The organism is Photobacterium sp. 53610 (assembly GCF_036409375.1).
Classification (GTDB): Bacteria; Pseudomonadota; Gammaproteobacteria; order Enterobacterales; family Vibrionaceae; genus Photobacterium.
Genome location: NZ_JAXOFS010000014.1, coordinates 1 through 24,790 on the forward strand (window position 1 = coordinate 1; position 24,790 = coordinate 24,790).

Consider the following 24,790-nt stretch of genomic DNA (forward strand, 5'->3'; position numbering starts at 1 on the left):
ACGACCTTCGGGTTATGAGCCCGACGAGCTACCAAGCTGCTCCACCCCGCGTCCGAAAACACTGAAAAGCAAACTAAAACATTATTGCCTTTCGAGGCTGCGCATTATACGAGGAAAAAAGGCGGATGCAATACTTCTGCAAAAAAAACTCCGCCTTCCCGCTCAAGCGCTCATTAAAGCATCAGATTTTAAAAATTTGCTCACGATAATAACGTAGTTCCGCAATGGATTCGCGAATATCATCCAGCGCCAGATGGCTGCCTTGTTTGTGAAAGCCGTCCAAAACTTCAGGTTTCCAGCGACGCGTCAGTTCTTTCAGCGTGCTGACATCCAGATAACGGTAATGGAAGTATGCTTCCAGTTCCGGCATATGGCGATACAGGAATCGGCGATCCTGTCCAATGCTGTTCCCGCAAATCGGAGACTTGCCCTGCGGAACCCACTGTTCAAGAAATGCAATGGTCTGACGAACCGCTTCCTGCTCATCAATCTGACTTTGCTGCACACGCGCCACCAGCCCGCTGCTGGTATGCGTATTGGTGCACCACTCATCCATTTTGGCCAGTTCAGCTTCCGGTTGATGAATGGCCAGCACCGGTCCCTCTGCCAGGATATTGAGCTGTGCATCGGTCACAATGGTCGCAATTTCAATGATTTTGTGAGTATCCGGGTCCAGACCTGTCATTTCCAGATCGATCCAAATCAGATTCTGATCGCTGATTGTCATTGGAAGTTGCCTATTTGATGACTAAAGCATGTATCATACTTAGCCTGAAGTGAAAGCCAACCAAACTGAACGATATTCTTGTGGCAAAAAAGAAAAAGCTGACTAAAGGTCAGAGCCGACGTGTCCGCTCTAACCAAAACAAGCGCCTGAAACACGGTGCAGAAGATGTCCAGTGGGATGAAGCCCTGCTGGAAAGCGCCCGTGAAGGCCTGGTGATCACCCGTTTCGGCCAGCATGCCGATGTTGAGGATCCGGAGACCGGTGATATCCACCGCTGCAACCTGCGTCGCAGCATTCAGAGTCTGGTCTCCGGCGACCGGGTCGTCTGGCGTCCGGGGGTCGAAGCCCTGCAGGGCATCGCCGGCGTGGTGGAAGCCGTCCATGAGCGGACTTCCGTACTGACACGTCCCGACTACTATGACGGCGTGAAACCAGTGGCGGCGAACGTTGATCGCATTATCATCGTCTCTTCTGTCCTGCCGGAACTGTCGCTGAACATCATCGACCGGTATCTGGTTGCTTCAGAAACTGTCGGAATTGAGCCGCTGATTGTGCTGAACAAGGTCGATTTGCTGGATGACGACAAGCGCCAGCAGGTCGAGAAGACACTGTCGCTGTATCGTGATATTGGCTACGAAGTGCGCTATGTCAGTACCATGACGGGTGAAGGTCTGGAAACGCTGAAAGCCGATCTGAAAGATCACATCAGCATCTTTGCCGGACAGTCTGGCGTCGGAAAATCGAGTCTGGTCAATGCTCTGATGCCAGAAGTCGAAGCGGAAACCGGTGAAGTTTCAGAAAACTCTGGTCTGGGTCAGCACACCACCACGGCAGCCCGGTTATATCACTTTGCCGACGGCGGTGACTTGATTGACTCGCCCGGGGTTCGTGAATTTGGCCTCTGGCATCTGGAGCCGGAACAAGTCACTAAAGCTTTTGTCGAATTCAGTGATTATCTGGGGGGCTGTAAGTTCCGTGACTGTAAGCACAAAGACGATCCGGGCTGCCTGCTGCGCGAAGCGCTGGAAGATGGCAAAATCAGCCAGGAACGATTCGACAGCTACCATAAAATCATTGACAGTATGTCGGAAAACATTGCGAACCGTCAGTTTTCCCGCAACAAGCAAAATTAAGCCGTCATTTTGCGAACGGGCTTCCTCTTCCGGGAGCATTGCCTGACTTGGTCCGTGAATTCGGATAGAATTCGCTGCCCGGGTCAGCGTCGCATCAAGTGACAGACCAAGTGATTGATTTGTAATAGATTTGGGATCTTATTGTGAGCGATAACCTGAAAATTGGCCTGCAATACTGCGCGCCGAAACACGCCCTGACCCGTCTGGCAGGCAAGCTGGCTGATCTGAAAGGCGGCTTTGTCACAACAGCGGTCATCCGTTGGTTTATCAACCGCTACAAAGTCGATATGTCCGAAGCGCGTCACGAAGACCCGGCATATTATGCTAGCTTCAACGACTTTTTTGTTCGTGAGCTGAAAGAAGACGCACGCCCGTTAAATGAAGAAAACGACGTCTTCTGCCACCCGGCAGATGCCTGCGTCAGCCAGCTTGGTCCGATTGAAAAAGGCCAGTTAATTCAGGCGAAAGGACACACCTACGAGGCCGTGGAACTGCTGGGCGGCGATCAGACTCTGGCCGATGAGTTTGCCGACGGTGAATTCGCAACGCTGTATCTGTCACCACGGGATTATCACCGTGTTCACATGCCCTGTGACGGTACCCTGCGCCAGATGATTTATGTACCGGGCGATCTGTTCTCGGTCAATCCGCTGACCGCAGAGAACGTCCCAAACCTGTTTGCCCGCAACGAACGTGTGGTCTGTATTTTTGACACCGAATTCGGTCCGATCGCTCAGGTGCTGGTTGGTGCCACCATCGTGGGCAGCATCGAAACCGTCTGGGCCGGTACGATTGCACCGCCACGTGGCCAGATCGTGCGCCGCTGGGATTATCCTGCTGAAGGCGAGCAGGCCATCACCCTGAAAAAAGGTGAGGAAATGGGCCGCTTCAAGCTGGGATCGACCGTGATTAACCTGTTCCCGAAAGACATGGTCAGCTTCGAGCCATCTTTGGCACCGAATGTTCCGACCCGCATGGGTGAAGCCTATGCCCGTCTGAAATCGGTTCCGGCCGCACAGTCCGAAGAGACTGCCAGCAACGCCTGATCGATCCGGCACGCAAAACAGAAAGGGACGGGCATACTCGTCCCTTTTTTGATCGCGGTTTTTGATCTCCTCCCCTATGCATCTGCATGAAACTGTTATGCTGTTTCTGTCTGCCCATTCAGAGAGCACAGGGAATGCCGGAATTATCTTTATCACAACTGCTGAAGCTACTGTTTGCCTTTGGCCTGCCATTTGCCCTGTTGCAATTTCCCACCGCATCGCTGCCGCTGGACGGGCTGACCCTGATCCAACACCGTTTGCTGGCGATTTTCGTCATGGCGGCACTGCTCTGGGTTTTGGAGCCCGTGCCGGTCTATGCCACCTCGCTGCTCATTATTGTGCTGGAACTGGTGCTGCTCTCCGATCAGAGCCTGCTCACTTTCCGTCATTCAGCCGGTGATACACCGCTTGGCGAACTGCTTCCCTATACGGACATCTTTCACGCCTTTGCCTCGCCAATTATCATGCTGTTTCTGGGCGGTTTTGCGCTGGCCATTGCAGCCGCAAAATACCGTTTGGATACCAATCTGGCCCGGGTGCTGCTCCGCCCCTTTGGTAATGAACCCCGCTATATCATGCTGGGGCTGATGCTGATCACCGCAATCTTTTCGATGTTTATGTCCAATACCGCCACGACGGTCATGATGCTGGCCCTGCTGGCGCCGATTCTGGCTGCCGTGCCCAAGGAGGATACCGGTGTCAAAGCACTGGTACTGGCTGTTCCGGTCTCGGCCAACACCGGCGGCATCGCAACCCCGATTGGGACGCCGCCCAATGCCATTGCCCTGCAATACCTGACCGGAGAGCACAGTATCAGTTTCCTCGACTGGATGGCGATTGGCCTGCCCTTTGTCCTGATTCAGCTCGCTCTGGCCTGGTGGCTGCTGCAACGCCTGTTTCCGGCCCGGCTGGCAACCCTGGAACTGCGGCTGGAAGGTCAGTTTCAGCGCAGCTGGCGGGCCTGGGTGGTGTATCTGACGTTCGGCACAACCATCCTGCTCTGGCTGACCACAGCGCTGCATGGCATGAATGCTTATGTAGTCGCCCTGATCCCGCTCACCATCTTCGCTCTGACCGGCATTATCGGCAAAGAAGAGCTGAAACTGTTTAACTGGGATGTGCTCTGGCTGGTCGCCGGGGGGATTGCAATCGGGATGGCGCTTGAGAAAACCGGGCTGGCCCGGCAGCTGGCGCACGCCATTGATTACGAAGCTTTGCCATCGCTGCTGATTCTGATTTTCCTGTCATTCTTGTGCTGGCTGATGGCAAATTTCATGTCGAACACAGCAACAGCGAACCTGCTGATGCCGATTGGAGCCGCCATCGCCACCTCAGTACCGGCGCTGGCGAGTGCCGGCGGTCTGCCCGCCATGCTGGTGATCCTGGCCTTTTCGGCCTCGCTGGGCATGGTGCTGCCTGTCTCGACACCGCCCAATTCCCTGGCTTATTCCACCGGATTGTTTGACAGCCGGGACATGATGAAAATTGGCCTGCTGGCCGGTCTCAGCGGACTGACGCTTCTCTATCTGGCAGCGTTACTGATTTTATGAATGATAGCGAAGAGACAGGCGACACACTTCCTGAATCAGGATCACATCCTAACAATAGGCCTGCGAATTTCGCGTCAAGCTGAAATCAGTTTCGCTGATAATTACGGGTGACTCACTAATATTCGCTCGGCCCTCCGTCGGGATGAGAAGGGCAGGGACAGACCCGGAATTGCAGTATGAAATTCACGATAAAGCTAAAAATACAGGTAGCGATCGCTGCCATCATTGCCACGGTCAGTGCGATCCAGGCTGGCATTTCAATTTCTCAGCTCCGTCAGGAAACCACCAGCGAAGTCAATGCTCAGATGAGCGCCATCGGTGCCGCGACCGGGGACTATATTGCCGACTGGCTGAATGCCCGCCGCGATATGCTGCTGGCCAATCTGCCGCTGATTGCGACAGACAGCAACGTTGACCGGGAGCTGCTGCTGACCAAGCATGCCGGGAACTTTCTGTCGGTCTATGCAGGCTTTGCCGATGGCAGTATTGCTTACGGTGATAAAGCGGAGGACTGGCCTGCCGATTATGACCCGCGCACCCGCCCCTGGTATCAGGACGCCATCAAATCCAGCAAACTGATCCTGACCGAACCCTATCAGGATTTTGATGGCAGCCTGGTCGTCAGCTTCGCCCGCTCCTTCAGCGGCGAGCGTCGGGGGGTTCTGGCAGCCGATCTGACCGTCACCCACATCATCGATAAAATCCTCGGCCTCAAACTGGACAATGCCGGCTTCGCCTTCCTGATCGACGGCAACAATACGCTGGTCGCCTATCAGGACGCCTCGCTCAGCCGCAAACCGCTGACTCAGCTGGATGATGAGCTGACATCCGGTTTCATCCGTGGCCTGACCGGCAGTCAGCAGGTCGCCGAGTTCCACTTTAATCAAGACGATCAGGATAAACTGATCCTGATCGCCCCGATTGCCGGGACCGACTGGTCCGTGGGGATAGTTCAGGATAAAGGGCTGGCCTATGCCGCCATCGGAAAAACCCTGTCTTTCACCCTCCTGGCTTCACTGCTGATGTACGCTGTGATTGCCATCCTGGCCAGTCTGATCATCAACAGCCTGCTCCGCCCGCTGAACGAACTGAACCGCTCGGTGCATGCCCTGACTCAGGGGAACGGCGATCTGACCCAGCGCATTGAGATTCAGCGCATGGATGAGGTCGGTGAACTGGCTGAGAACATGAACCTGTTCCTCAGTCAGCTGCAGCAAATGATCAAAGGGATTGTCGAGCGTTCCCACAACCTCAGTGAGCAGGCCGGACAGTCTTACCATCAGGCGCGCCAGGCTTCAGAGCGGGTCAACGGCCAGCAGGGGGAGATCAATCAGATCGCGACTGCCATTCATGAAATGTCAGCCACCGCGGCAGAAGTCGCCAGCCATGCCGAACTGACCGCCGCCGCCGCGCAATCTTCCACCAGCGCCTGCGATCAGGGACAGGCCGTTATCAGTCAGAACCGCGAAGCCATTGTCTCACTGGCCAATCAGGTTCAGGAAGCGGCCAGTGTGATTCAGGCACTGGAAGCAAATGCGCAGGATATTAACCATATTCTGGCTACCATTCAGGGGATTGCCGAGCAAACCAACCTGCTGGCACTCAATGCAGCCATCGAAGCTGCCCGTGCCGGGGAACAGGGTCGCGGTTTCGCCGTGGTCGCCGATGAAGTTCGGGTGCTGAGCCAGCGCACCCACGATTCCACCGAAGAAATCCGCGCCATGATTGAGACCCTGCAGAACAATACCCGTCAGGCCGTCGACAGCATGGGCGCCAGCACCGGTCTGGCAGGACAGAGCGTGGACTATGCTCAGGCAGCCAGCGACAGTCTGACGCAGATCACCCGGGCGATCGGGGAAATTTCTGATATGGCGACCCAAATCGCCAGCGCCGCGGAGGAGCAGCGCGCGGTGAGTGAAGACATCAGCCGCAACACCCAGACCATCCGTGATGTGTCGGACCATCTGGCAACCCAGACGCAGGATGTCAGCCACAGTGCCCAGGGCATGAGTCAGGCGGCCGAAGCGATGCGGGCAGACGTCTCGCGCTTCAAAATTTAAGCTCCCTCACCACAACTTTCCCGGCCAGCCTGACGCTGGCCGTTTTTTTATGCTTGCCCCCGCCTTCGTCCCATACCATTTCCCGGCGCTTTCCTGCATGATATGCGCCCAGTCCGAACGACACTCTGTCATCACGCTAATTTTTCGATAAGGATTTTCATGGGCTACGAATGGCTGGCGCTGGCGGCTGCCTCACTCTGGGCAGTCAGCAGTTTAATCTCCGTGACACCTTCCCGTCATCTGGGCGCCTTTGCCTACAGCCGCTGGCGCATGGCTTGCGTCACCCTGATGCTGTCGGTCATGGCGCTGCTCAACGGCGGCTGGTCGACGGTTTCCTGGGATGTTTCACTGGTGATGGCCTTGTCCGGCCTGATCGGGATATTCATTGGCGATACTGCCCTGTTCGCCTGTTTTAACCGCATGGGGCCACGCCGGGCTGGCCTGCTGTTCTCCTGCCACGCCGTGTTTTCCGCCCTGCTGGGCATCTGGCTGTTCGATGAAACCTTATTGGGATGGAAACTGGTCGGGGCTGTGCTGGTATTTGCCGGAGTACTGACCGCGATTCTGTTTGGTCAGAAAAGCCAGAAGCATCAGATTGAAGCGATGACCGGTAGTCTGGGCGTTGCCATCATCCTCGGATTAACTGCCGCGCTGTGTCAGTCGTTGGGGGCCATCATTGCCAAACCCGCAATGCAGACATCTTTGGATCCGGTCGCCGCTTCAGCCATTCGGATGGCAACCGCATTTGGCGCACACAGTGTACTTCGGCTGAGTGGTGCGAAAATTGCCCGGCCCTTGCAGCCCATCACCTTGCCCATTCTTGGCATGGTCGCCCTGAACGGCTTTCTGGCGATGACTGTCGGGATGACGCTGATTTTGTTTGCCCTGCAGCACGGCGATGTCGGCATGGTGGCACTGCTCTCCGCCACCACACCGATTCTGATCCTGCCGCTGTTATGGCTGTACACCCGCCATCGGCCACCGGGCGCAGCCTGGCTGGGCGCACTGCTGGCCGTAGTCGGCACCGGGCTGATCCTCGGTCACTGAATCCACCAAGCCCAACGGAATTAAGCGATGGTGACCGGGAAGGCGGTCACCTGCGCAATATGCGTCTGGCCCAGTGCCAGCATGATCAGACGATCAATGCCCAGCGCCACACCGGCACAGTCCGGAAAACCGGCCTTCAGGGCGGCAACTAAGTGATGGTCGATCGGCTGGGCAGTCAGCCCCATGCTCAGGCGCTTGGCATTATCCGCTTCAAAACGGGCCAGCTGCTCATCACCATCGGACAGCTCGTGGAAGCCGTTCGCCAGTTCAATGCCCTGAAAATAAACCTCAAAGCGCTCAGCCACACGATGATCAGCCGGGCTGATCCGTGCCAATGCGGCCTGCGAGGCCGGAAAATCATAGACAAAAGCCGGCACCTGCTGGCCGATCACCGGTTCGACGCCCATGCTGAACATCAGTTGCAGCAGAGTATCCCGATCGGTTTCATCAGCGGCCACATCGCCCAGATTCAGCGGCAGCGCCGCTTGTTTCAGCTCGTCCATCGGTGCAGTCAACGGACACACCTTCAGCACCTGCAAAAACGCCTGCTGATAACTCATCCGTTCTGCCGCGCCACATGACAGCACCTGTTGCAGCAAAGCATCCATTTCATCCATCAGCGCATGATGGTCAAAGCCGGGGCGGTACCACTCCAGCATGGTAAATTCCGGATTATGGTAACGACCGGATTCTTCATTGCGGAATGACTTACAGATCTGATAAATCGGCCCGCTGCCCGCCGACAGCAGACGTTTCATGTGAAACTCCGGACTGGTCATCAGATACAGAGTCTGGCCGTCGGCAAACCCCGGTCCGACAAACTCAGTCTGGAAGGTATGCAAGTGAATGTCGGTGACGGTCGCCTGACTCATCGCCGGGGTATCCACTTCCAGTACGCCGCGTTCGGCAAAAAAATGTCGGATCGAAGCCAGGATCGCAGCCCGCTGGCGCAGGTTCACCAGATCAGCCGTCGGTTGCCAGTGCATAGTCATAGAAGAATCTTTTTTCATCTGAGTCGAAAGTTGCGAAGACAAAACGGGGACATGAAAACAACAAAGGCCGCATGAGGCGGCCCTTGTCTGATCACGCAATGAATTACTTCACGCGGCTGACGTATTCCGCAGAGCGGGTGTCAACTTTAATCACTTCACCGATTTGGATGAACAGCGGCACACGAACCACTGCACCGGTTGACAGCGTTGCAGGCTTACCACCTGTACCCTGCGTATCACCTTTCAGGCCCGGATCGGTTTCAACCACTTCCAGCTCAACAAAGTTTGGTGGCGTCACAGCGATTGGGTTACCATTCCACAAGGTCAGCGTACAGGTGTTGTTTTCAACCAGCCACTTCGCGTTGTCGCCCACTGCTTTCAGATCAGCTGCGATTTGTTCGAAGGTTTCATTGTTCATGAAGTGGTAGAATTCACCGTCGTTGTACAGATAATCCAGATCTGTATCCACGACGTCTGCTGCTTCAACTGTGTCACCCGACTTGAAGGTTTTTTCCAGAACCTTGCCAGACAGCAGCTTACGGATTTTGACTCGGTTGAATGCCTGGCCTTTGCCTGGCTTCACAAATTCGTTTTCGATAATGACACATGGTTCATTATCGAGCATAATTTTCATTCCGCCGCGGAATTCATTCGTGCTGAAAGACGCCATTTTTTTCCTCTTAACATCTTCGAGTTATTTTCATGCCGCACATCATAACCCGAAACGTCGCCCCTGTTGAGCAAAACTGGCTCGAACAGTTAGCCAATGCGATCTCGGATCCGCTTGAACTGCTTCATTTGCTGAAGATTGATCCCGCCCCCTGGCAGGAAGGTCTGGCAGCCAGAAAATTGTTTGCGCAGCGTGTCCCCAAAAGCTTTGTCGATAGAATGGAAATTGGCAACCCGCATGATCCCTTGCTGCGGCAGGTGTTGCCGCTGGCCGAAGAATTTGAGGTGCATGAAGGCTATTCACACGATCCGCTCGAAGAACAAGACAATGACCAGCCGGGACTGCTGCACAAATACCGGAACCGGGTCCTGCTGATCGTCAAAGGCGGCTGTGCCGTCAACTGCCGTTACTGTTTCCGCCGCCATTTCCCATATCAGGATAACCCGGGCGGCAAACGCCAGTGGCAGGCTTCGCTGGACTATATTGCCGCGCACCCGGAGCTGAATGAAGTGATCCTTTCCGGCGGTGATCCGCTGATGGCCAAAGACAGCGAACTGCGCTGGCTGATTGAAGCCATTGCAGCGATTCCGCACATCAAACGGCTGCGGATCCACTCCCGCCTGCCTGTCGTCATCCCGGCCCGGATCACGCCTGAATTCTGTACGATGCTGAATCAGCTCCGGTTGCAGACCGTGCTGGTCACGCATATCAACCATGCCAACGAAATCAGTGAGGAACTGAGTCAGGCGATGGCATCGCTGCGGGAAGCGGGTGTCACCCTGCTCAATCAGGCGGTGTTACTGCGTGGCATCAATGATACGGTTGCGGCACAAGTGGCACTGAGTGAATCGCTGTTTGATGCCGGGATGTTACCTTATTACCTGCACGTGCTCGACAAAGTGCAGGGCGCGGCTCATTTTCTGGTCGACGACGACGAAGCCCGCCAGATCATGGCCGGGCTGATGGCAAAAGTCTCCGGCTATCTTGTTCCCAAACTGGCCCGGGAGATCGGCGGCCGCACCAGTAAAACACCGCTGGATCTTCATCTGGAATAATTCATCCCCCGCAACAGACCGGAGATATTTCAGGCCAAAGGTTTGCCTTTGGCCTTTTTATTTTTTCACACTAACTTTTGCCTGAAAAAAACTGCTTTTATCTTTTTTCCCGGATTCGCCGCCTTTGACTGCCATGACGTCCTGCCGGGTCCTGAACTATTGACACAGGTTATTGAATTTCTCCGGTGCAAAGGCAGCAAAATTAAGCTTTTAGCCTTCCCAAATTCGTGACGATCACTCCATTTTTCGCAACAAAAACAACATCCTGTCATTTAGTTAAACATCAAAATAAACAACTATAAAAATATAATTTAACAAAACAAAAACAAATAAAATTTAAACATTTATTCGGATTGAAACTATTAATATTGTCATTAGACTGGCCGCCGAATACTCAGGTATCGCTCTTTTTTGTGATTCATATCACCTTTACCATTCGGAAATAGTCATGACTGCTAATTGGAATCTGAAAACCAAGCTTTCGATGCTGTTCACAGCCATCGCGCTTATCATCATCGCGGCCCTGTCTGCGATTTCCTATAACACGCTGGTCAATTCAGCGATGAACAGCATTGATACTGAACTGAACACGGCTGCGCATGCCGTGGAACAGCTCATCGGCGACTTACCGAACGATGAGAATGGCCGGGACGATGCGCTTTATGACGAGATTTCATCCCATCTGACGCACTTCACTCAGGGAGCAAAACTGGAGTGGGCTTATGCCACCGTGCGTCGTAATGGCCAGATTTACTACACCTACATCAATCGCAGTACAGACGAATGGAAGCGCGGTCAGTATAAGAACTGGTATCTGGAGCGATACGATGAAGTTCCTGAGATGCTCTTCGAAGCATTCCGCACCGAAAAGAAACAATACCAAAGCTATCAGGGTGAGTTTGGCCGTTACCGTTCGGTCTTTGTGCCGTTCCGTGGCAACAACGGCGAAGTGCATGTCATCGGTATTGATGTGAAGCTGACAGACATTGATGAAGTGAAGGCGGAAACCCTGAAGAAAACCTTCATTGTGGCAGCCATTTTCCTGGTGCTGGCAGTGGTTGTCGGCCGCATGATTGCCAACCTGATCGTCACGCCGATTAACGGCCTGAACGAAGTGTTGCGCTCTCTGGCCAATGGCAACTGGGATCTGAATCAGCGGGTCAAAGTACGCAGCCAGGACGAAATCGGTGAAATGTCCGACTCCTTCAATATCTTCATGGCTGCCCTGCGTGACCGCATGCTGGAAGTTCAGCAATCATCCGACAGCGTTGCAGCAACCAGTGCCCAGCTGGATATGCTGATCCGCGCCGTTGCCGATCGCTCCATGACCCAGTCTGAACATGTCGGCAGCAGTGCCACCGCCATCGAAGAGCTGGCAGCCAGTGCCCAGAGCATCACCGAAATTGTCGATAATGCCAATCAGCAAATGGGCCAGTTTGAAATGCTGACCCAAAGCACGGTCGAAGCCATTGAACACGCGGTCCGCGGCATGCAGTCAGTGCAGCGGGAAACCAATACCGTTGCAGGCAAACTGCAACAACTCGACAGCCGTGCCGGTGAAATCAACTCCATTGTCGAAGTGATCAAAGACATTGCCGATCAGACCAACCTTCTGGCTCTGAATGCGGCCATCGAAGCTGCCCGTGCCGGTACCCAGGGCCGTGGCTTCGCCGTCGTTGCCGATGAAGTGCGCCAGCTGTCTGAACGGACAGCCAAAGCCACCGTGGAAATCAGTACGATGATCAGTTCCATCCAGACTGATACCAGTGATACCACGCAGACCATGCAGACCGCTGTCGAACGTGTCGACAACAGCGTTCAGCATGCTGATCAGGCCAACGCATCCCTCAGTTCCTTTAATCAGGAAATCTCAGCGGTCAGTTCCGGCATGGAAGAAATCGCCGGTTCGGTCAAGGAGCAGGCTCACGCCTCAGATCATCTGTCTCGCAACGTTGCTTCTCTGAGTGACAGCGCGGAGGAAAACCGCCTGTCGACGATGGAAGCTCAACAGGGTGTCGACGAACTGAAACGCCGTGCTGATGCACTGCGCCAGGTCGTCAATCAGTTCACCCTGTAATCCGAAACAAGAAAAAGAGACGCACAATGAAAAACTTTAAATACTCACTGATTGCCCTCGCAATGATGGGGACGACTTCTGCTTCTATGCAGGCAACCGCGGCACCAACCCTGCCAGCGATTGAACAAGCACACAGCATGGATGAAGTACAGTCGTCAAATGCCTGGGTCGAGGTAGACAAAGCTGCCTTTGAGTCCAACATTGCGCACCTGCAAAACTACGTTGGCCGGAATACGGACATCTGTGCCGTCATGAAAGCCGATGCTTACGGGAACGGTATTGCCAACCTGTTGCCTTCGGTCATCCAAAGCGGAATTCCTTGCGTGGGAATCACCAGCAACGCCGAAGCACAACTGGTTCGCGACATGGGCTTTCATGGTCGTCTGATGCGTCTGCGTGCAGCAACACCGTCTGAAATTGAGGCGGCCGTTGATCTGAATCTGGAAGAGCTGATCGGGACCAAGCAGCAGGCGAAAATCATTGCCCGCATCGCGAAACGTCACGGCACTGTCATTCCGGTACACCTGGCACTGAACTCCGCCAATATGGGCCGTAATGGTCTGGAAATGCGGACTAAGAACGGTAAAAAAGAAGCCAGAAAGATTGTCGCGACCAAGCACCTGCAGATCGTGGGTATCATGACTCACTTCCCGACCGAAAATCTGGATGAAATTCGCGATGGTCTGCGCCAGTTCAAGCAGGACAGCCAGTGGATTTTCAACCACACTGCACTGGAGCGTGATGACGTTCTGCTGCACGTGGCTAACTCTTTCACCACGCTGATGGTGCCGGAAGCCCAGCTGGACATGGTTCGTACCGGTGGTGCACTGTACGGTGACACAACGCCTGAGTTCCCTGAGTACAAACGCATTGTGTCGTTCAAAACTCAGGTGGCTTCCATCCACCGTCTGCCAGCCGGTTCAACGATCGGTTACAGCAAGACTGAAACCCTGAAACGTAACTCAGTACTGGCCAACCTGCCAATTGGTTACTCAGATGCTTTCCCGCGTTCACTGAGCCGGGTCGGTGAAGTGCTGATCAATGGTCAGCGTGCCAAAGTTCTGGGCAGCGCATCCATGAACACCACCATGGTTGATATCACCGATATCAGAGGCGTGAAGCCAGGCGATGAAGTCGTGCTGTTCGGCCGCCAGGGCAGAGACGAAATCACCATCGGGGAAACCGAAGATCGTTCAGGCCGAATTCTGTCTGAACTCTACACCCTGTGGGGCGTTTCAAACCCGAAAGTGCTGAAATAATTCAGCCCTCCCCTGAGGCCATCCTCCCCCTTTGGTCTCAGGGGACCTTTCCAGACAGCATCTGTACTGGCTTCCCCCGGATTGAGCAAATTTTCTTCTCGTCACCATCAAAAGAGATCATGGTCCTACCTCTCGATTCCTGGTCGCTTTCAAGGCATATTCTGCGTCCGTTTTACTGAGCTGAAATATCAGGATCGCCAACCAAACAGCTCAGATTCCTCCAGCTTGTTGATGAGAACACGATGAAAATTGGCATTTTGTCCCAGAACGCAAACCTGTATTCCACCCGACGCCTGCGTGAAGCCTGCGAGCAACGCGGCCATGAGGCGGTGGTGATTAACGCCCTGCGCTGCTACATGAACATCAATTCCGTCCAGCCATCCATTCACTTTGAAGGGCATGATCTGGTGGGCATTGATGCCATTATCCCGCGTATCGGCGCCGACATTACTTTTTACGGCTGTTCTGTCCTGCGTCAGTTTGAAATGATGAACGTGTTTTCCATCAACCAGTCGATTGCGATTTCACGCTCCCGTGACAAGCTGCGCTCGCTGCAGCTGCTGAGCCGCAAAGGTATCGGCATGCCGATCACCGGCTTTGCCAGCAAACCGGACGACGTCAAAGACCTGATCAAAATGGTTGGCGGGACGCCGGTGGTGATCAAGCTGCTGGAAGGCACACAAGGCATTGGTGTCGTGCTGGCAGAAACCCAGAAAGCGGCAGAGAGTGTGATCGAAGCCTTCATGGGCCTGAAAGCCAACATCATGATCCAGGAATACATTGCCGAAGCCGGCGGCGCCGACATTCGCTGCTTTGTGCTGGGTGATAAAGTCATCGCGTCGATGAAACGTCAGGCCGCAGACGGCGAATTCCGTTCAAACCTGCACCGCGGCGGCAGCGCGTCTCTGGTACGAATCACGCCGGAAGAACGCCGCACAGCAGTCGCGGCGGCAAAAGCCATGGGGCTGAATGTGGCAGGCGTGGATTTGCTTCGCTCCAACCGCGGGCCGCTGATCATGGAAGTGAACTCTTCTCCGGGCCTCGAAGGTATCGAGCATGCCACCGGCAAAGACATTGCCGGGATGATCGTGGAATACATTGAAAAGCACGCCAAGAAAAAACGTCGCCACCAGGATCAGTAATTTCAAAGCACAGGCTGCGACACCCTTTGCGCAGCCTGTACAGCTTACCATTTAAAAATCACCAAATTCCTGCGCGCTCAATCACACCAAGACTCCACCTTAAAACATCAGACACTAAGTCATTGTTTTTAAATAAATTTAAATATTGTACAGCTTTTCAGGCAATTTTCCCGACGAACTCAGACATTCAACTTTTCTTGTCAAAACAGGCTGCTTCTCCCAGCTCTCAGATAAAACGCCATTCCGTACAGCTTTCTTGTTAGATTTCAGCTTATTGATGAACAAAAATGAAAGCTAAATTAGCAACAACGAAATTAACACCTAACACACTGATTGATAATAGTTTTATATCTTGTACAGCTTTTACCGCTTTTTTCCGGATCAACTGACTTATCCTGCGTCAGGCGCATCATGGCATAATAACGTTGCTGAACAATTTCGAACAAATTTGTCGAAAAATACAACGGACAGCTTTTTTGTTTCAATTCAGCGAATTGCTGCTCACGACTCCACCCAAACAAATTTCAGCAAAAACTAAATTACAATCCATTGATTTTAATAGCCTTTATAAAGTGTACAGCTTTTCGCGCTTTTTTCCGGGCAAGCATTGAAGCCTGATATTCAGCGCAGCTTTGCATCAAAGTTGCTCAAGAGATGCAGCTTTTGCCGTGGCCGCGGTTTTGCTGGCAACAGACTGCGTTGGCAAAAGACTGTGTCCGGATTGAATTGCCTGTCAGTCAGACGCTGAGCGGCACAAACATCATCTAGCTCACCCCGAAAAATAGAATGAGCGGGCTGGCCACAGAAAGACGCCCCAAAAAAGACCCGCGATTGCGGGCCTGGCAGCTTTTCGGGGCAATGACCGGCTAAATCACGGTAGATGATGTTTGCAGGTGCACCCGGTAACCGCCTGACGGTTCAGCTTCGAAATCGACGAAGTTCTGAATGGCATCCAGCGTATCCTCTTCATGATGCGTCACATACAACAACTGACTCAGTCCGGTCGAAGCGATACGGTTCAGTGCCCGAAACACCAGTTTACGGCTGAGGAAATCCAGCCCCTGATACGGTTCATCCAGAATCAGCAGTGCTGGCTGCTTGATCAAAGCCCGGCCGATCAACAGCAGCCGTTGCTGACCATAATCCAGTTCCCGGAAGCTCACTTTTTCCAGCGCCGTCATTTCCAGCAAGCTCAGCCATTCCCGGGCCAGCTGGATTTCCCGTTGACTCGGCTGCTGATAAAGCCCGATGGAATCATAAAAGCCCGACAACAGTACATCCAGGGCCGGACAGCTCACCCGGTATTGCAGATGCAGGGCTGACGAAACCACACCAATATGCTTTTTCACATCCCAGATGGTTTCACCGCTGCCGCGCTTCATCCCCAGGACCCGGATATCATTGCTGTAGCATTGCGGATGATCACCGAGAATCAACCCCAGCAAGGTACTCTTGCCGCAGCCGTTCGGCCCGCGGACCTGCCAGTGCTGGCCCTGCTCTATCTGCCAGTTCACCCCGGTAAATATGGTTGCACCGACGTATTCGACTTTAACGTCATGCATCTCCACCAAAGGATTCGGATAATCATGCGCGGTCTGATGCGCCTGCACCAGCGCCAGCATGGCATCGCTCTTCTGTTCAGATAACGCCTTCATTTGCGCCATCACCGGATGGGTCAGCCATGCTTCATGAGTCAGCGTCTGCGACAACTGCTGCTCATCGAACAAGGCAACATGGGTAATAAAAGGCGGCAGCTCGTCTTCCCGGGACGTCACAATGAGTAACTGCATCTGCTCAGATAATTCTTCGAGCAACAAGGATAAGGCCTTGCGGTGCGCGAGATCTAACCCGGCGTAAGGTTCATCCAGGATCAGTAATTCTGGCGCAGCTGCCAGCGCCCGGGCCAGCATGACTCGGCGGGTTTCTCCCGTCGACAACTGACGAAAGCCGCGGTGGCGAAGCTGACCTAAATCGGCCTTATCCAGCAAGGCATCAAGTTCCGCTTCAGGGCATCCCGCCTCCAGCACCAGCGCTTCAACGGTCGAACCGTAATCAATCCTATCGAGGTAATCACTGTCATCTTTTTCCAGTTCAAGATCCAGCAATCGCTGCTGCTCATGCAGCGAAATACAGGCAACCCGCTGAGGTAACTCGTGAATCTTTCCGTGCGCCGGTTCCAGTTCACCGCTGAGAATGCGTACCAGCAACGAAGCGGCATGACTGTGTGTCGAAAAAATGCCCCAGTGCTGTGCCGGTTCAATCTGCCAGTTTTCAATGGACAGCGACGCTGATTCCGTATGGTGTTTTAAAGACGCAATGCGCATGTCAGACGTTCCTTGTGATGCAGACTTCCTGAGAGCCTTTCATAGTGCAGAACTTACTGCTCAATTTCCATGCATAGTTGACTTTAAAGACAATAAAAAGCCGAAGCTGCGACTTCGGCGATGCGCTGCAGAACATTGTGTGGGCCGACTGATCCAGCTCAAGAGGATGCCGCCAGCACCTTCAGGCTGTGGAATAATTCAAACAGGGTACTGACTTCACCGACATGAGCCTGCTCCGGGTTCATCCCCAACTGCAGTTTCACCGTCCGGCTGCCGCCATGGGTCAGATCAACACGCACTAAATCACCCTGCTCAAGCAGTTCAGCCACGGCATCCTCCGGCAACCAGCCAAAACCCAGCCCCCGTTTGACTGAGGTTACCGCGGCGGCAAGGCTGCTCATCGTCAGGCGCTGGTGTGATCCCAGCCAGCCGCTGTCGGTGTCCCGGGTGCCCGAATCGCGGATCACCACCTGGCGGAAATCTTTGAGGGCAGGCTGAAAAACTTGTCTCGCAGCGGCTAGCGGAAACAATGGGGCGCAGACACAACAGAGCGCCACCTCTGCCAGAGGCTCGAGAATGGTTTCTTTCGGCAGCTGGCTGGCAATCGCCACAGACACCGCTCCGGATTCCAGTAACTGACCCGCGCCGGAAAGCGCTGTTTCATACACCCGGAGCGATACCGCCGGGTAAATTTCGTAAAAGCGTTCAAAAATCTCCTGCGTGAAAGCAGGCGGCAGCAGCACATCCACCGCAAGGCTCACCTCTGTCATCAGTTGTCCCTGATATTTCGAAGCCAGAGTTTCAATCTGAATTGCATTATGGTGCAGGCTTTGTGCACGCGGCAGCAGTTCACGCCCCAGCTCGGTCAGCGTGGAGATCCGGCCTTCAACCACAAAAAGCGGCTGCCCCAGTAAAGACTCCATCTTCTTGATACTGTGACAGACTGCAGACTGGCTTTTGTTCAGCTGCAAAGCCGCTTTGGCCGCACTGCCTTGCTCAGCAATGGCGATAAAAGCCCGCCACATTTCCAGCGTGACACGCGCAATCGGCATAAATTCATCCCTTTCATATGAAGTCAGCACTATGACCGAAAAATACGGGTTCAGGCAACAACCTTCTTGATGGAAGGCCGTTCCTGAACCTTTGGCTTCACTGACTGAGTTTTTTCGCCAGGGTCGCCACATGTTTCCCCTGAAACTGTGCCATCGCCAGTTCTTTGACCGACGGCTGGCGGGAACCGTCTCCGCCGGCGATACAGGCCGCGCCCAACGGCGAGCCCCCTTTCACCTCCGATACATCGGCCAGTTCAGGCGAGGTATAAGGCAAACCAACCACCACCATCCCATGGTGAAACAGCGTGGTATGGAACGATTGCACTGTCGTTTCATTGCCGCCGCCGGTTCCCGTCGACGTAAACACACTGCCAATTTTGCCAACCAGTTTCTGCTCAAACCACAACCCGCCGGTCTGATCCAGGAAGTTCCGCATCTGTGCGGCCATATTGCCGAAACGTGTTGGGGTTCCAAAGAGAATGGCATCGTATTCTGCCAGATCCTGCGGCTTGGCAAGCGGTGCCTGCTGATCGAACCGGATACCGGATTTCTTCGCAATGTCCTCCGGCACCAGCTCAGGCACCCGCTTGATATCAACGTCCACATCGCCGGCACTTCGTGCCCCTTCTGCCACCGCATGGGCCATGGTTTCAATGTGTCCGTAACTGGAGTAATAAAGCACTAAAACTTTTGTATTCATTGTATTTCCCGCCTCAATCTGATGAAAATAGTGTCTTTCGGTTAAGCTGCCTGTTCATTGCTGATCAACTGCAACAGTGCCTGCTCCGTCAGGGTCTGCGAAACCACCTGCGCACCATTGATGATGAGACTGGGAATACTGCGCAGCTTAAACTCCCGGGCACGTTTCAGATCCACTTCGACCGCATCACGCACGTCGTCACTGTCCAGCAGCGCTTCGAATCGCACGGTATCCAACCCGATATTTCCGGCTGCAGCAATGATCACGTCACGATCGCCGATGTTGTCATTCACTTTGAGGTGAAGGTGCTGAATTTCATCAAAGTAATCCCAATGGGTATCCGAATTCCCCATCAGCTCAGCGGCTTTCGCCCCCAGCGCCGCCAGATATCCGCTCGGGTAAGAGAATGGCTTGGCTCGCATGCCTTCAATCTCAAACCGGCCCGGCTCATCCGCATGCTGCTGACAAGCGACCCAGTGATTCAGAATTTCCTGTTTTGCCGCTTCCAGCGAACCAAAACGCTGGATCATTTCCGCATCATTGCGCTGCAACACAAAACAGCGCTGCTTGACTGCCACATCTGCCCGCTCAGCCAGCTTGCGCAGCCGTGGGCTCAGGACATAACACCAGCCACAGACGGCATCATGAAAAAATTCCAGGGTAATTTTTGGCTTTGTATCCGACATTAATCGTTTCCTCAATTCAGATTCAGGACATCAAATTCAAAGCCTGGCCAGGCAGTACACGCTGTTCGTTCAGCTCAGGAATCATCTTAGGGGGAAAGCGGCAGGAAAAAAATTGCAAAGAATTGGGGGGTATTATCGATTTTTTGCAAGGGTTAAAAGCCTGCGATTTTCCGCAGGCAACATCAGGAAAGGATGAAATAGATTTTAATTTCGGGTGATCACATAAGCATTGTTGCCCATGCCGGTCCCCACCTTACAACTGACAGAAAAATGATGTCGGCCGCGGGTATAGTTACTTGGGATTGGCGAATTGGCACACACCGTAAAGCTGGATCTGTACTTATCCGCATACACCTGAGTACTGCCGTTGATAGAATTGCCGGAGCCAAAATTACAAGCCGTATTGTAAATATTCGCGATAATCACGAAACCGTCATAGACACGGCTGTGATACCCCGCGCAGGTTCTGAACGTCGAACCATCTTTCGGGGCCAGTGAAAGAATGTAAGCATTATCACTGTGCTGCCAGCTGCCACAGTTAAAATCCACCGTCGTTCGGGTGATCACATATCCGTCCGGAATGAAATCTCCGCGGCAAATCGTCATGCTTCTGGCCTGAACCTGAAACATCTCACTCAGACGCTCGTCAGAGAGCATTTCATTGCCCGGGATCTGATGTATCTGAGCATCCAGATGGTATTGGTCAATAAATGCTTGCTCCGATTCACTGGCATGCGCGGTTCCGGTCATCCAGAGACCACTTGCTGCAATCAGCAGGATGATTTTTCTCATCCTGATTTTACTTAACCGGGTTGCTCTCAATATCGCTTTGCTGAACATGGAAAACTCCTGAAGGTGGACGGATATCAAAATCAGAGTTTCTGTGAAATAAAACAGCGAACGATACGGGCTGATCTGAAAAATTGAAGATCGATAAGAAGAAAAATCACTGAGGGACAGCGTGATTTCAGAAAATCGGTAGAAACACCACAATATAAAATCAGTCACTTAACATAGACGTGAAAGAAAAAAATCATCCATAAAAAAACCCGCCTTTCAGCGGGTTTTCTGATTCATCACAGATGACGGGGCTGATTACATCATGCCGCCCATGCCACCCATACCGCCCATCGCGGCGCTCATATCTGGCGCGTCGCCTTTTGGCAGTTCAGTCACCATCGCTTCGGTGGTGATCATCAGGCCAGCAACAGACGCTGCAAATTGCAGTGCAGAACGGGTTACTTTGGTTGGATCCAGGATACCCATGTCCAGCATGTCGCCGTATTCGCCGGTTGCAGCGTTATAACCGAAGTTACCTTCGCCATTCTTCACTTCGTTCGCAACGACAGACTCTTCGTCACCAGCGTTACGGGTGATTTGACGGATTGGCGCTTCCATTGCACGCAGCGCAACACGGATACCTACGTTTTGCTCTTCGTTGTCGCCAGTCAGCTCAGTCAGTTTAGAAGCCGCACGGATCAGGGCAACACCACCACCGGCAACCACGCCTTCTTCAACCGCAGCACGGGTTGCGTGCAGGGCATCTTCAACGCGGTCTTTCTTCTCTTTCATTTCAACTTCAGTGGCAGCGCCAACTTTGATCACAGCAACACCGCCTGCCAGTTTAGCAACACGCTCTTGCAGTTTCTCTTTGTCGTAGTCTGAAGTCGCTTCTTCGATTTGCTGACGAATTTGAACCACACGGCCCTGAATCGCAGTTTCTTCACCATGACCATCGATGATGGTGGTGTTTTCTTTGGTGATGCTGACACGCTTGGCCTGACCCAGATCTTCCAGAGTCACTTTGTCCAACTCCATGCCGATTTCTTCAGAAATCACAGTACCGGCAGTCAGGACAGCGATGTCTTGCAGCATCGCTTTACGACGGTCACCAAAACCAGGTGCCTTCACAGCAGCCACTTTCACGATACCACGCATGTTGTTCACAACCAGTGTCGCCAGCGCTTCACCTTCAACATCTTCTGCAATGATCAGCAGCGGACGAGAAGCTTTTGCAACCGCTTCCAGCGTTGGCAGCAGTTCACGGATGTTCGAGATTTTCTTATCAACCAGCAGGATGAACGGGCTTTCCAAATCAACACTGCCTGCTTCCTGATTGTTGATGAAGTACGGAGACAGGTAACCGCGGTCGAACTGCATGCCTTCAACAACGTCCAGCTCATCGTGCAGCGCCTGACCTTCTTCAACGGTGATCACGCCATCACGGCCAACTTTTTCCATGGCTTCAGCAATGATGTTACCGACCGTCGCATCAGAGTTCGCAGAAATCGTACCCACCTGTGCGATCGCTTTGCTGTCTGCACAAGGCTGAGACAGTGCTTTCAGTTCTTCAACCGCAGCAACCACAGCTTTGTCGATACCACGCTTCAGATCCATCGGGTTCATGCCCGCAGCCACAGCTTTCAGACCTTCGTTCACAATCGACTGAGCCAGAACGGTCGCGGTGGTTGTACCGTCACCGGCAGCGTCGTTTGCCTGAGAAGCAACTTCTTTCACCATCTGTGCGCCCATGTTCTGGAACTTGTCTTCCAGCTCAATTTCACGCGCAACAGAAACACCATCTTTAGTGATGGTTGGAGCACCGAACGACTTGTCCAGAACCACGTTACGGCCTTTCGGGCCCAGGGTAACTTTGACAGCGTCAGCCAGAATGTTCACACCTTCCAGCATTTTTACACGAGCGTCATTACCAAATTTTACGTCTTTAGCAGCCATGTTTAACTTCCTTTCTTAATTCTTGATTCGAGGTGAATGGATTATTCAACAATTGCCAAGATGTCAGTTTCAGACATGATCAGAACTTCTTTGCCTTCAATCTTCTCGGTCTTGGTCGCGTAACCTTCAGAGAAGATGACAGTATCACCAACTTTGACGTCCAACGGCTGCACAGAACCATTCTCAAGAATGCGGCCCTTGCCCACAGCCAGTACAGTACCGCGGGTAGATTTTTCTGCAGCAGAACCAGTCAGAACGATGCCACCAGCAGATTTTGATTCAACTTCCTGGCGCTCAACGATCACTCGGTCATGTAAAGGACGAATATTCATCGGTCGTCTCTCCTGATTTTGGTAATATCCATAGGTTTGTTTGAAAGCGAGCCGGTCAGTTTGTCCGGCTCACGAAATCTGTTCCTTAGACATGTTGGGTCGTTTTTCTGGAACCCAAGTCCTGTCGTTAAATTTTTTTGTTTTTTCTGCCAGATTTTTTGCCGGATCACACTCTTTGCTTTAGGGTGGGCTGGCAAAAGCGAACTTGAGAACCTTATGACCCGATCAGAACGACCAGATAAACATGGGCTGCTGTCGGCCCCGATCCCGGAAGTTTTACGACGCCTGACCATTCCCATGGTGTTTGGGATGATCGCGATTCTGATGTTCAATCTGGTCGATACCTTCTTTATTTCTTTGCTGGGCACCCGGGCGCTGGCCGCTGTCAGCTTCACGTTTCCTGTCACCTTTGCCCTGAATTCCATCACCATGGGCGTCGGGGTCGGCCTGTCCGCCTGCATCGGCCGGCTGCTGGGCAGCGGAGATGACCATGCCGCCGCACGGGTTTCCAGCCACGGGCTGTTACTGGCGGTACTTCTGGTCGTCGCGGCCGCCGGACTGGGGCTGCTGACCATCAATCCGCTGTTCCGCCTGCTGGGCGCGGAAGAAAACCTGCTGCCGATCATCCATCAATACATGGCGGTCTGGTATCTGGCGATTCCGCTGCTGGTGATCCCCATGGCCGGGAACAGTGCCATCCGGGCCACCGGCGATGCCCGAACCCCGGCTAAAATCATGATGCTGGCCGGTGTGATTAACGGTGTGCTCGATCCGCTGCTGATTTTTGGCTACGGCCCTTTCCCTGAACTGGGTGTCCGGGGCGCCGCCATTTCAAGCGGTGTCAGCTGGGCGGTGGCGCTGGTGTGGTCACTGCGGATCTTAATCGTACGGGAAAAACTGCTGGCAATGCCGGATCTCCGGCTCATCTTTGCCGACTGGCGGCAGATCCTCCATATCGGGACACCAGCCGGGCTGTCGAATGCACTCACGCCCCTGTCGAATGCTTTAATCATGGTGCTGCTTGCGGCTCAGGGGACGGCCTCAGTGGCTGCCTATGGCGCTGCGATGCGGATTGAATCGCTGCTGATGCTGGTCATGATCGCGCTCAGCTCTGCTCTGATGCCATTCATGGCGCAAAACTTAGGTGCTGAACAACCCCGCCGGGCCTTTGAGGCTCTGTTCAAGGCGATGAAATTTGCATTAGGCTTCCAGTTACTGGTGTTCATCATGATGGTGCCGCTCAGCTGGCCATTATCCGCCCTGTTCAGTCAGGATGAAGCGGTCCGGACCCAACTCTGGCATTACCTGATCCTAGTCCCGGCCAGTTATGGCTTACTGGCCATCTGCATGCAGCTGATTAATGCCCTCAATGCGCTGCATCTGTCGTTTCAGGCCCTGCTGTGGAACCTGATCCGGCTCTTTGGTCTGCTGCTGCCTGCCGCCTGGCTGGGCAGCTGGGTCAACGGCACGGAGGGCCTTTTTACTGGCATTGCAGTCGCCAATGTGCTGTGCGGACTGGCGGCTTTGGTGTATGCCCGCAGGCTGCGGCGCTGGCATGTGCCATCACCGGCAGTGATGGTCGGGAAATAACAAAACAGGCAGCCGTGGCTGCCTGTTTTTAAATCCGAACTGCTTTTTTAATGCAGACGATGCTGATCGTCATCGTCTGAGTTTTGACGCTTTCCTTTGTCGTCTTTACGCTCATATTCGCCGTCAAAAACGTCCCCTTGCTGGTTGCCACTCTGATCATGACCAAAGGGATCACGGTGAGAAAACGGCCCTTGCGACCCAAACCCGCCACCGAAACCATTCTGATGCATGCTCTGAATCTTCACCTTGGTCATCAGATAACGGGCAATCGCGGCACGCGGTCCCGGCAACAGAACAATCAGGCCCATGGCATCCGTCATGAAACCCGGCGTCAGCAACAGCACCCCGGCCACGGCCAGCATCACACCTTCCAGGATCTGCTGCGCCGGAAGTTCTCCTTTATTAAGCCGATCCTGGACCGACAGCAAGGTAGCAATCCCCTGACTGCGCACCAGCGATGCCCCCACAATCGCCGTCAGCAGAACCAGAAACAGCGTAGTCCACAGCCCGAGTACCCCGCCAACCTGAATAAAAAGTGCAATTTCAATGACGGGGACAAGAATAAACAGCAGTAAAAGAACAGGAAACACAAACACCCCTTGATCAGGCTGG

21 protein-coding genes are annotated in these 24,790 nt (G+C 53.6%); 10 read left to right on the plus strand and 11 right to left on the minus strand.

Going from position 1 to position 24,790, the window contains the following annotated elements; translation table 11 throughout:
• Positions 1–181: 181 nt before the first annotated feature.
• Complete coding sequence (orn, locus tag SPK40_RS20400; protein WP_330961713.1) at positions 182–727, minus strand: oligoribonuclease; 546 nt, start codon at positions 725–727, stop codon at positions 182–184.
• A gap of 80 nt (positions 728–807) precedes the next feature.
• Here orn and rsgA point away from each other — a divergent pair, with 80 nt between their 5' ends.
• From rsgA to SPK40_RS20425, 5 genes are all read left to right on the plus strand, one after another.
• Positions 808–1,860 carry a small ribosomal subunit biogenesis GTPase RsgA gene (gene rsgA, locus SPK40_RS20405; RefSeq protein ID WP_248144302.1) on the plus strand — a complete coding sequence of 351 codons (1,053 nt, stop codon included), beginning with the start codon at positions 808–810 and terminating at the stop codon, positions 1,858–1,860.
• A gap of 143 nt (positions 1,861–2,003) precedes the next feature.
• Positions 2,004–2,906 carry an archaetidylserine decarboxylase gene (gene asd, locus SPK40_RS20410; RefSeq protein WP_330961714.1) on the plus strand — a complete coding sequence of 301 codons (903 nt, stop codon included), beginning with the start codon at positions 2,004–2,006 and terminating at the stop codon, positions 2,904–2,906.
• 134 nt (positions 2,907–3,040) lie between these two features.
• Positions 3,041–4,456 (plus strand): SLC13 family permease, encoded by a 1,416-nt coding sequence (locus SPK40_RS20415; protein WP_330961715.1) that lies wholly within the window; start codon positions 3,041–3,043, stop codon positions 4,454–4,456.
• A 176-nt stretch (positions 4,457–4,632) separates the two neighbouring features.
• A complete protein-coding gene (locus tag SPK40_RS20420) occupies positions 4,633–6,516 on the plus strand; it encodes a methyl-accepting chemotaxis protein (RefSeq protein WP_330961716.1) in 1,884 nt (627 codons plus the stop codon).
• Positions 6,517–6,675: 159 nt separating this feature from the next.
• Positions 6,676–7,563 carry a DMT family transporter gene (locus SPK40_RS20425; protein WP_330961717.1) on the plus strand — a complete coding sequence of 296 codons (888 nt, stop codon included), beginning with the start codon at positions 6,676–6,678 and terminating at the stop codon, positions 7,561–7,563.
• Between the two features lie 20 nt (positions 7,564–7,583).
• Here the strand turns inward: SPK40_RS20425 and epmA are convergent, their stop codons facing one another.
• A complete protein-coding gene (epmA, locus tag SPK40_RS20430) occupies positions 7,584–8,555 on the minus strand; it encodes an elongation factor P--(R)-beta-lysine ligase (protein WP_330961718.1) in 972 nt (323 codons plus the stop codon).
• 103 nt (positions 8,556–8,658) lie between these two features.
• Positions 8,659–9,225, minus strand: coding sequence for an elongation factor P (efp, locus tag SPK40_RS20435; RefSeq protein WP_036750855.1), 567 nt, complete (start codon positions 9,223–9,225; stop codon positions 8,659–8,661).
• Between the two features lie 32 nt (positions 9,226–9,257).
• Here efp and epmB point away from each other — a divergent pair, with 32 nt between their 5' ends.
• The 4 genes from epmB (at position 9,258) to rimK (ending at position 14,758) form a co-directional block, all read left to right on the plus strand.
• Complete coding sequence (epmB, locus tag SPK40_RS20440; protein WP_330961719.1) at positions 9,258–10,280, plus strand: EF-P beta-lysylation protein EpmB; 1,023 nt, start codon at positions 9,258–9,260, stop codon at positions 10,278–10,280.
• Positions 10,281–10,728: 448 nt separating this feature from the next.
• A complete protein-coding gene (locus SPK40_RS20445; RefSeq protein ID WP_330961720.1) occupies positions 10,729–12,357 on the plus strand; it encodes a methyl-accepting chemotaxis protein in 1,629 nt (542 codons plus the stop codon).
• A 26-nt stretch (positions 12,358–12,383) separates the two neighbouring features.
• Positions 12,384–13,616, plus strand: coding sequence for an alanine racemase (alr, locus tag SPK40_RS20450; RefSeq protein ID WP_248144315.1), 1,233 nt, complete (start codon positions 12,384–12,386; stop codon positions 13,614–13,616).
• Positions 13,617–13,858: 242 nt separating this feature from the next.
• Positions 13,859–14,758 carry a 30S ribosomal protein S6--L-glutamate ligase gene (gene rimK, locus SPK40_RS20455; protein ID WP_248144316.1) on the plus strand — a complete coding sequence of 300 codons (900 nt, stop codon included), beginning with the start codon at positions 13,859–13,861 and terminating at the stop codon, positions 14,756–14,758.
• A gap of 866 nt (positions 14,759–15,624) precedes the next feature.
• On the opposite strand, the gene SPK40_RS20460 is transcribed toward rimK, so the two are convergent.
• The 7 genes from SPK40_RS20460 to SPK40_RS20490 form a co-directional block, all read right to left on the minus strand.
• Complete coding sequence (locus tag SPK40_RS20460; RefSeq protein ID WP_330961721.1) at positions 15,625–17,082, minus strand: ATP-binding cassette domain-containing protein; 1,458 nt, start codon at positions 17,080–17,082, stop codon at positions 15,625–15,627.
• Between the two features lie 158 nt (positions 17,083–17,240).
• Positions 17,241–18,134 carry a LysR family transcriptional regulator gene (locus tag SPK40_RS20465; RefSeq protein ID WP_330961722.1) on the minus strand — a complete coding sequence of 298 codons (894 nt, stop codon included), beginning with the start codon at positions 18,132–18,134 and terminating at the stop codon, positions 17,241–17,243.
• Positions 18,135–18,231: 97 nt separating this feature from the next.
• Positions 18,232–18,834: an NAD(P)H:quinone oxidoreductase gene (gene wrbA, locus SPK40_RS20470; protein WP_248144319.1), complete on the minus strand. Its 603-nt coding sequence runs from the start codon at positions 18,832–18,834 to the stop codon at positions 18,232–18,234.
• 41 nt (positions 18,835–18,875) lie between these two features.
• Positions 18,876–19,520, minus strand: coding sequence for a DsbA family oxidoreductase (locus SPK40_RS20475; protein ID WP_330961723.1), 645 nt, complete (start codon positions 19,518–19,520; stop codon positions 18,876–18,878).
• 204 nt (positions 19,521–19,724) lie between these two features.
• Entirely contained in the window at positions 19,725–20,312 is a 588-nt protein-coding gene (locus tag SPK40_RS20480) for a hypothetical protein (RefSeq protein ID WP_330961724.1), read from the minus strand.
• A 303-nt stretch (positions 20,313–20,615) separates the two neighbouring features.
• Positions 20,616–22,256, minus strand: a complete 1,641-nt coding sequence (groL, locus tag SPK40_RS20485) for a chaperonin GroEL (protein WP_248144322.1) — start codon at positions 22,254–22,256, stop codon at positions 20,616–20,618.
• A 41-nt stretch (positions 22,257–22,297) separates the two neighbouring features.
• Entirely contained in the window at positions 22,298–22,588 is a 291-nt protein-coding gene (locus SPK40_RS20490) for a co-chaperone GroES (RefSeq protein ID WP_248144323.1), read from the minus strand.
• 216 nt (positions 22,589–22,804) lie between these two features.
• Between SPK40_RS20490 and SPK40_RS20495 the strand changes: the two genes are divergently transcribed.
• Positions 22,805–24,178, plus strand: coding sequence for an MATE family efflux transporter (locus SPK40_RS20495; protein WP_330961725.1), 1,374 nt, complete (start codon positions 22,805–22,807; stop codon positions 24,176–24,178).
• A gap of 47 nt (positions 24,179–24,225) precedes the next feature.
• Here the strand turns inward: SPK40_RS20495 and SPK40_RS20500 are convergent, their stop codons facing one another.
• Positions 24,226–24,768, minus strand: a complete 543-nt coding sequence (locus SPK40_RS20500; RefSeq protein WP_330961726.1) for an FxsA family protein — start codon at positions 24,766–24,768, stop codon at positions 24,226–24,228.
• Between the last annotated feature and the right edge of the window lie 22 nt (positions 24,769–24,790).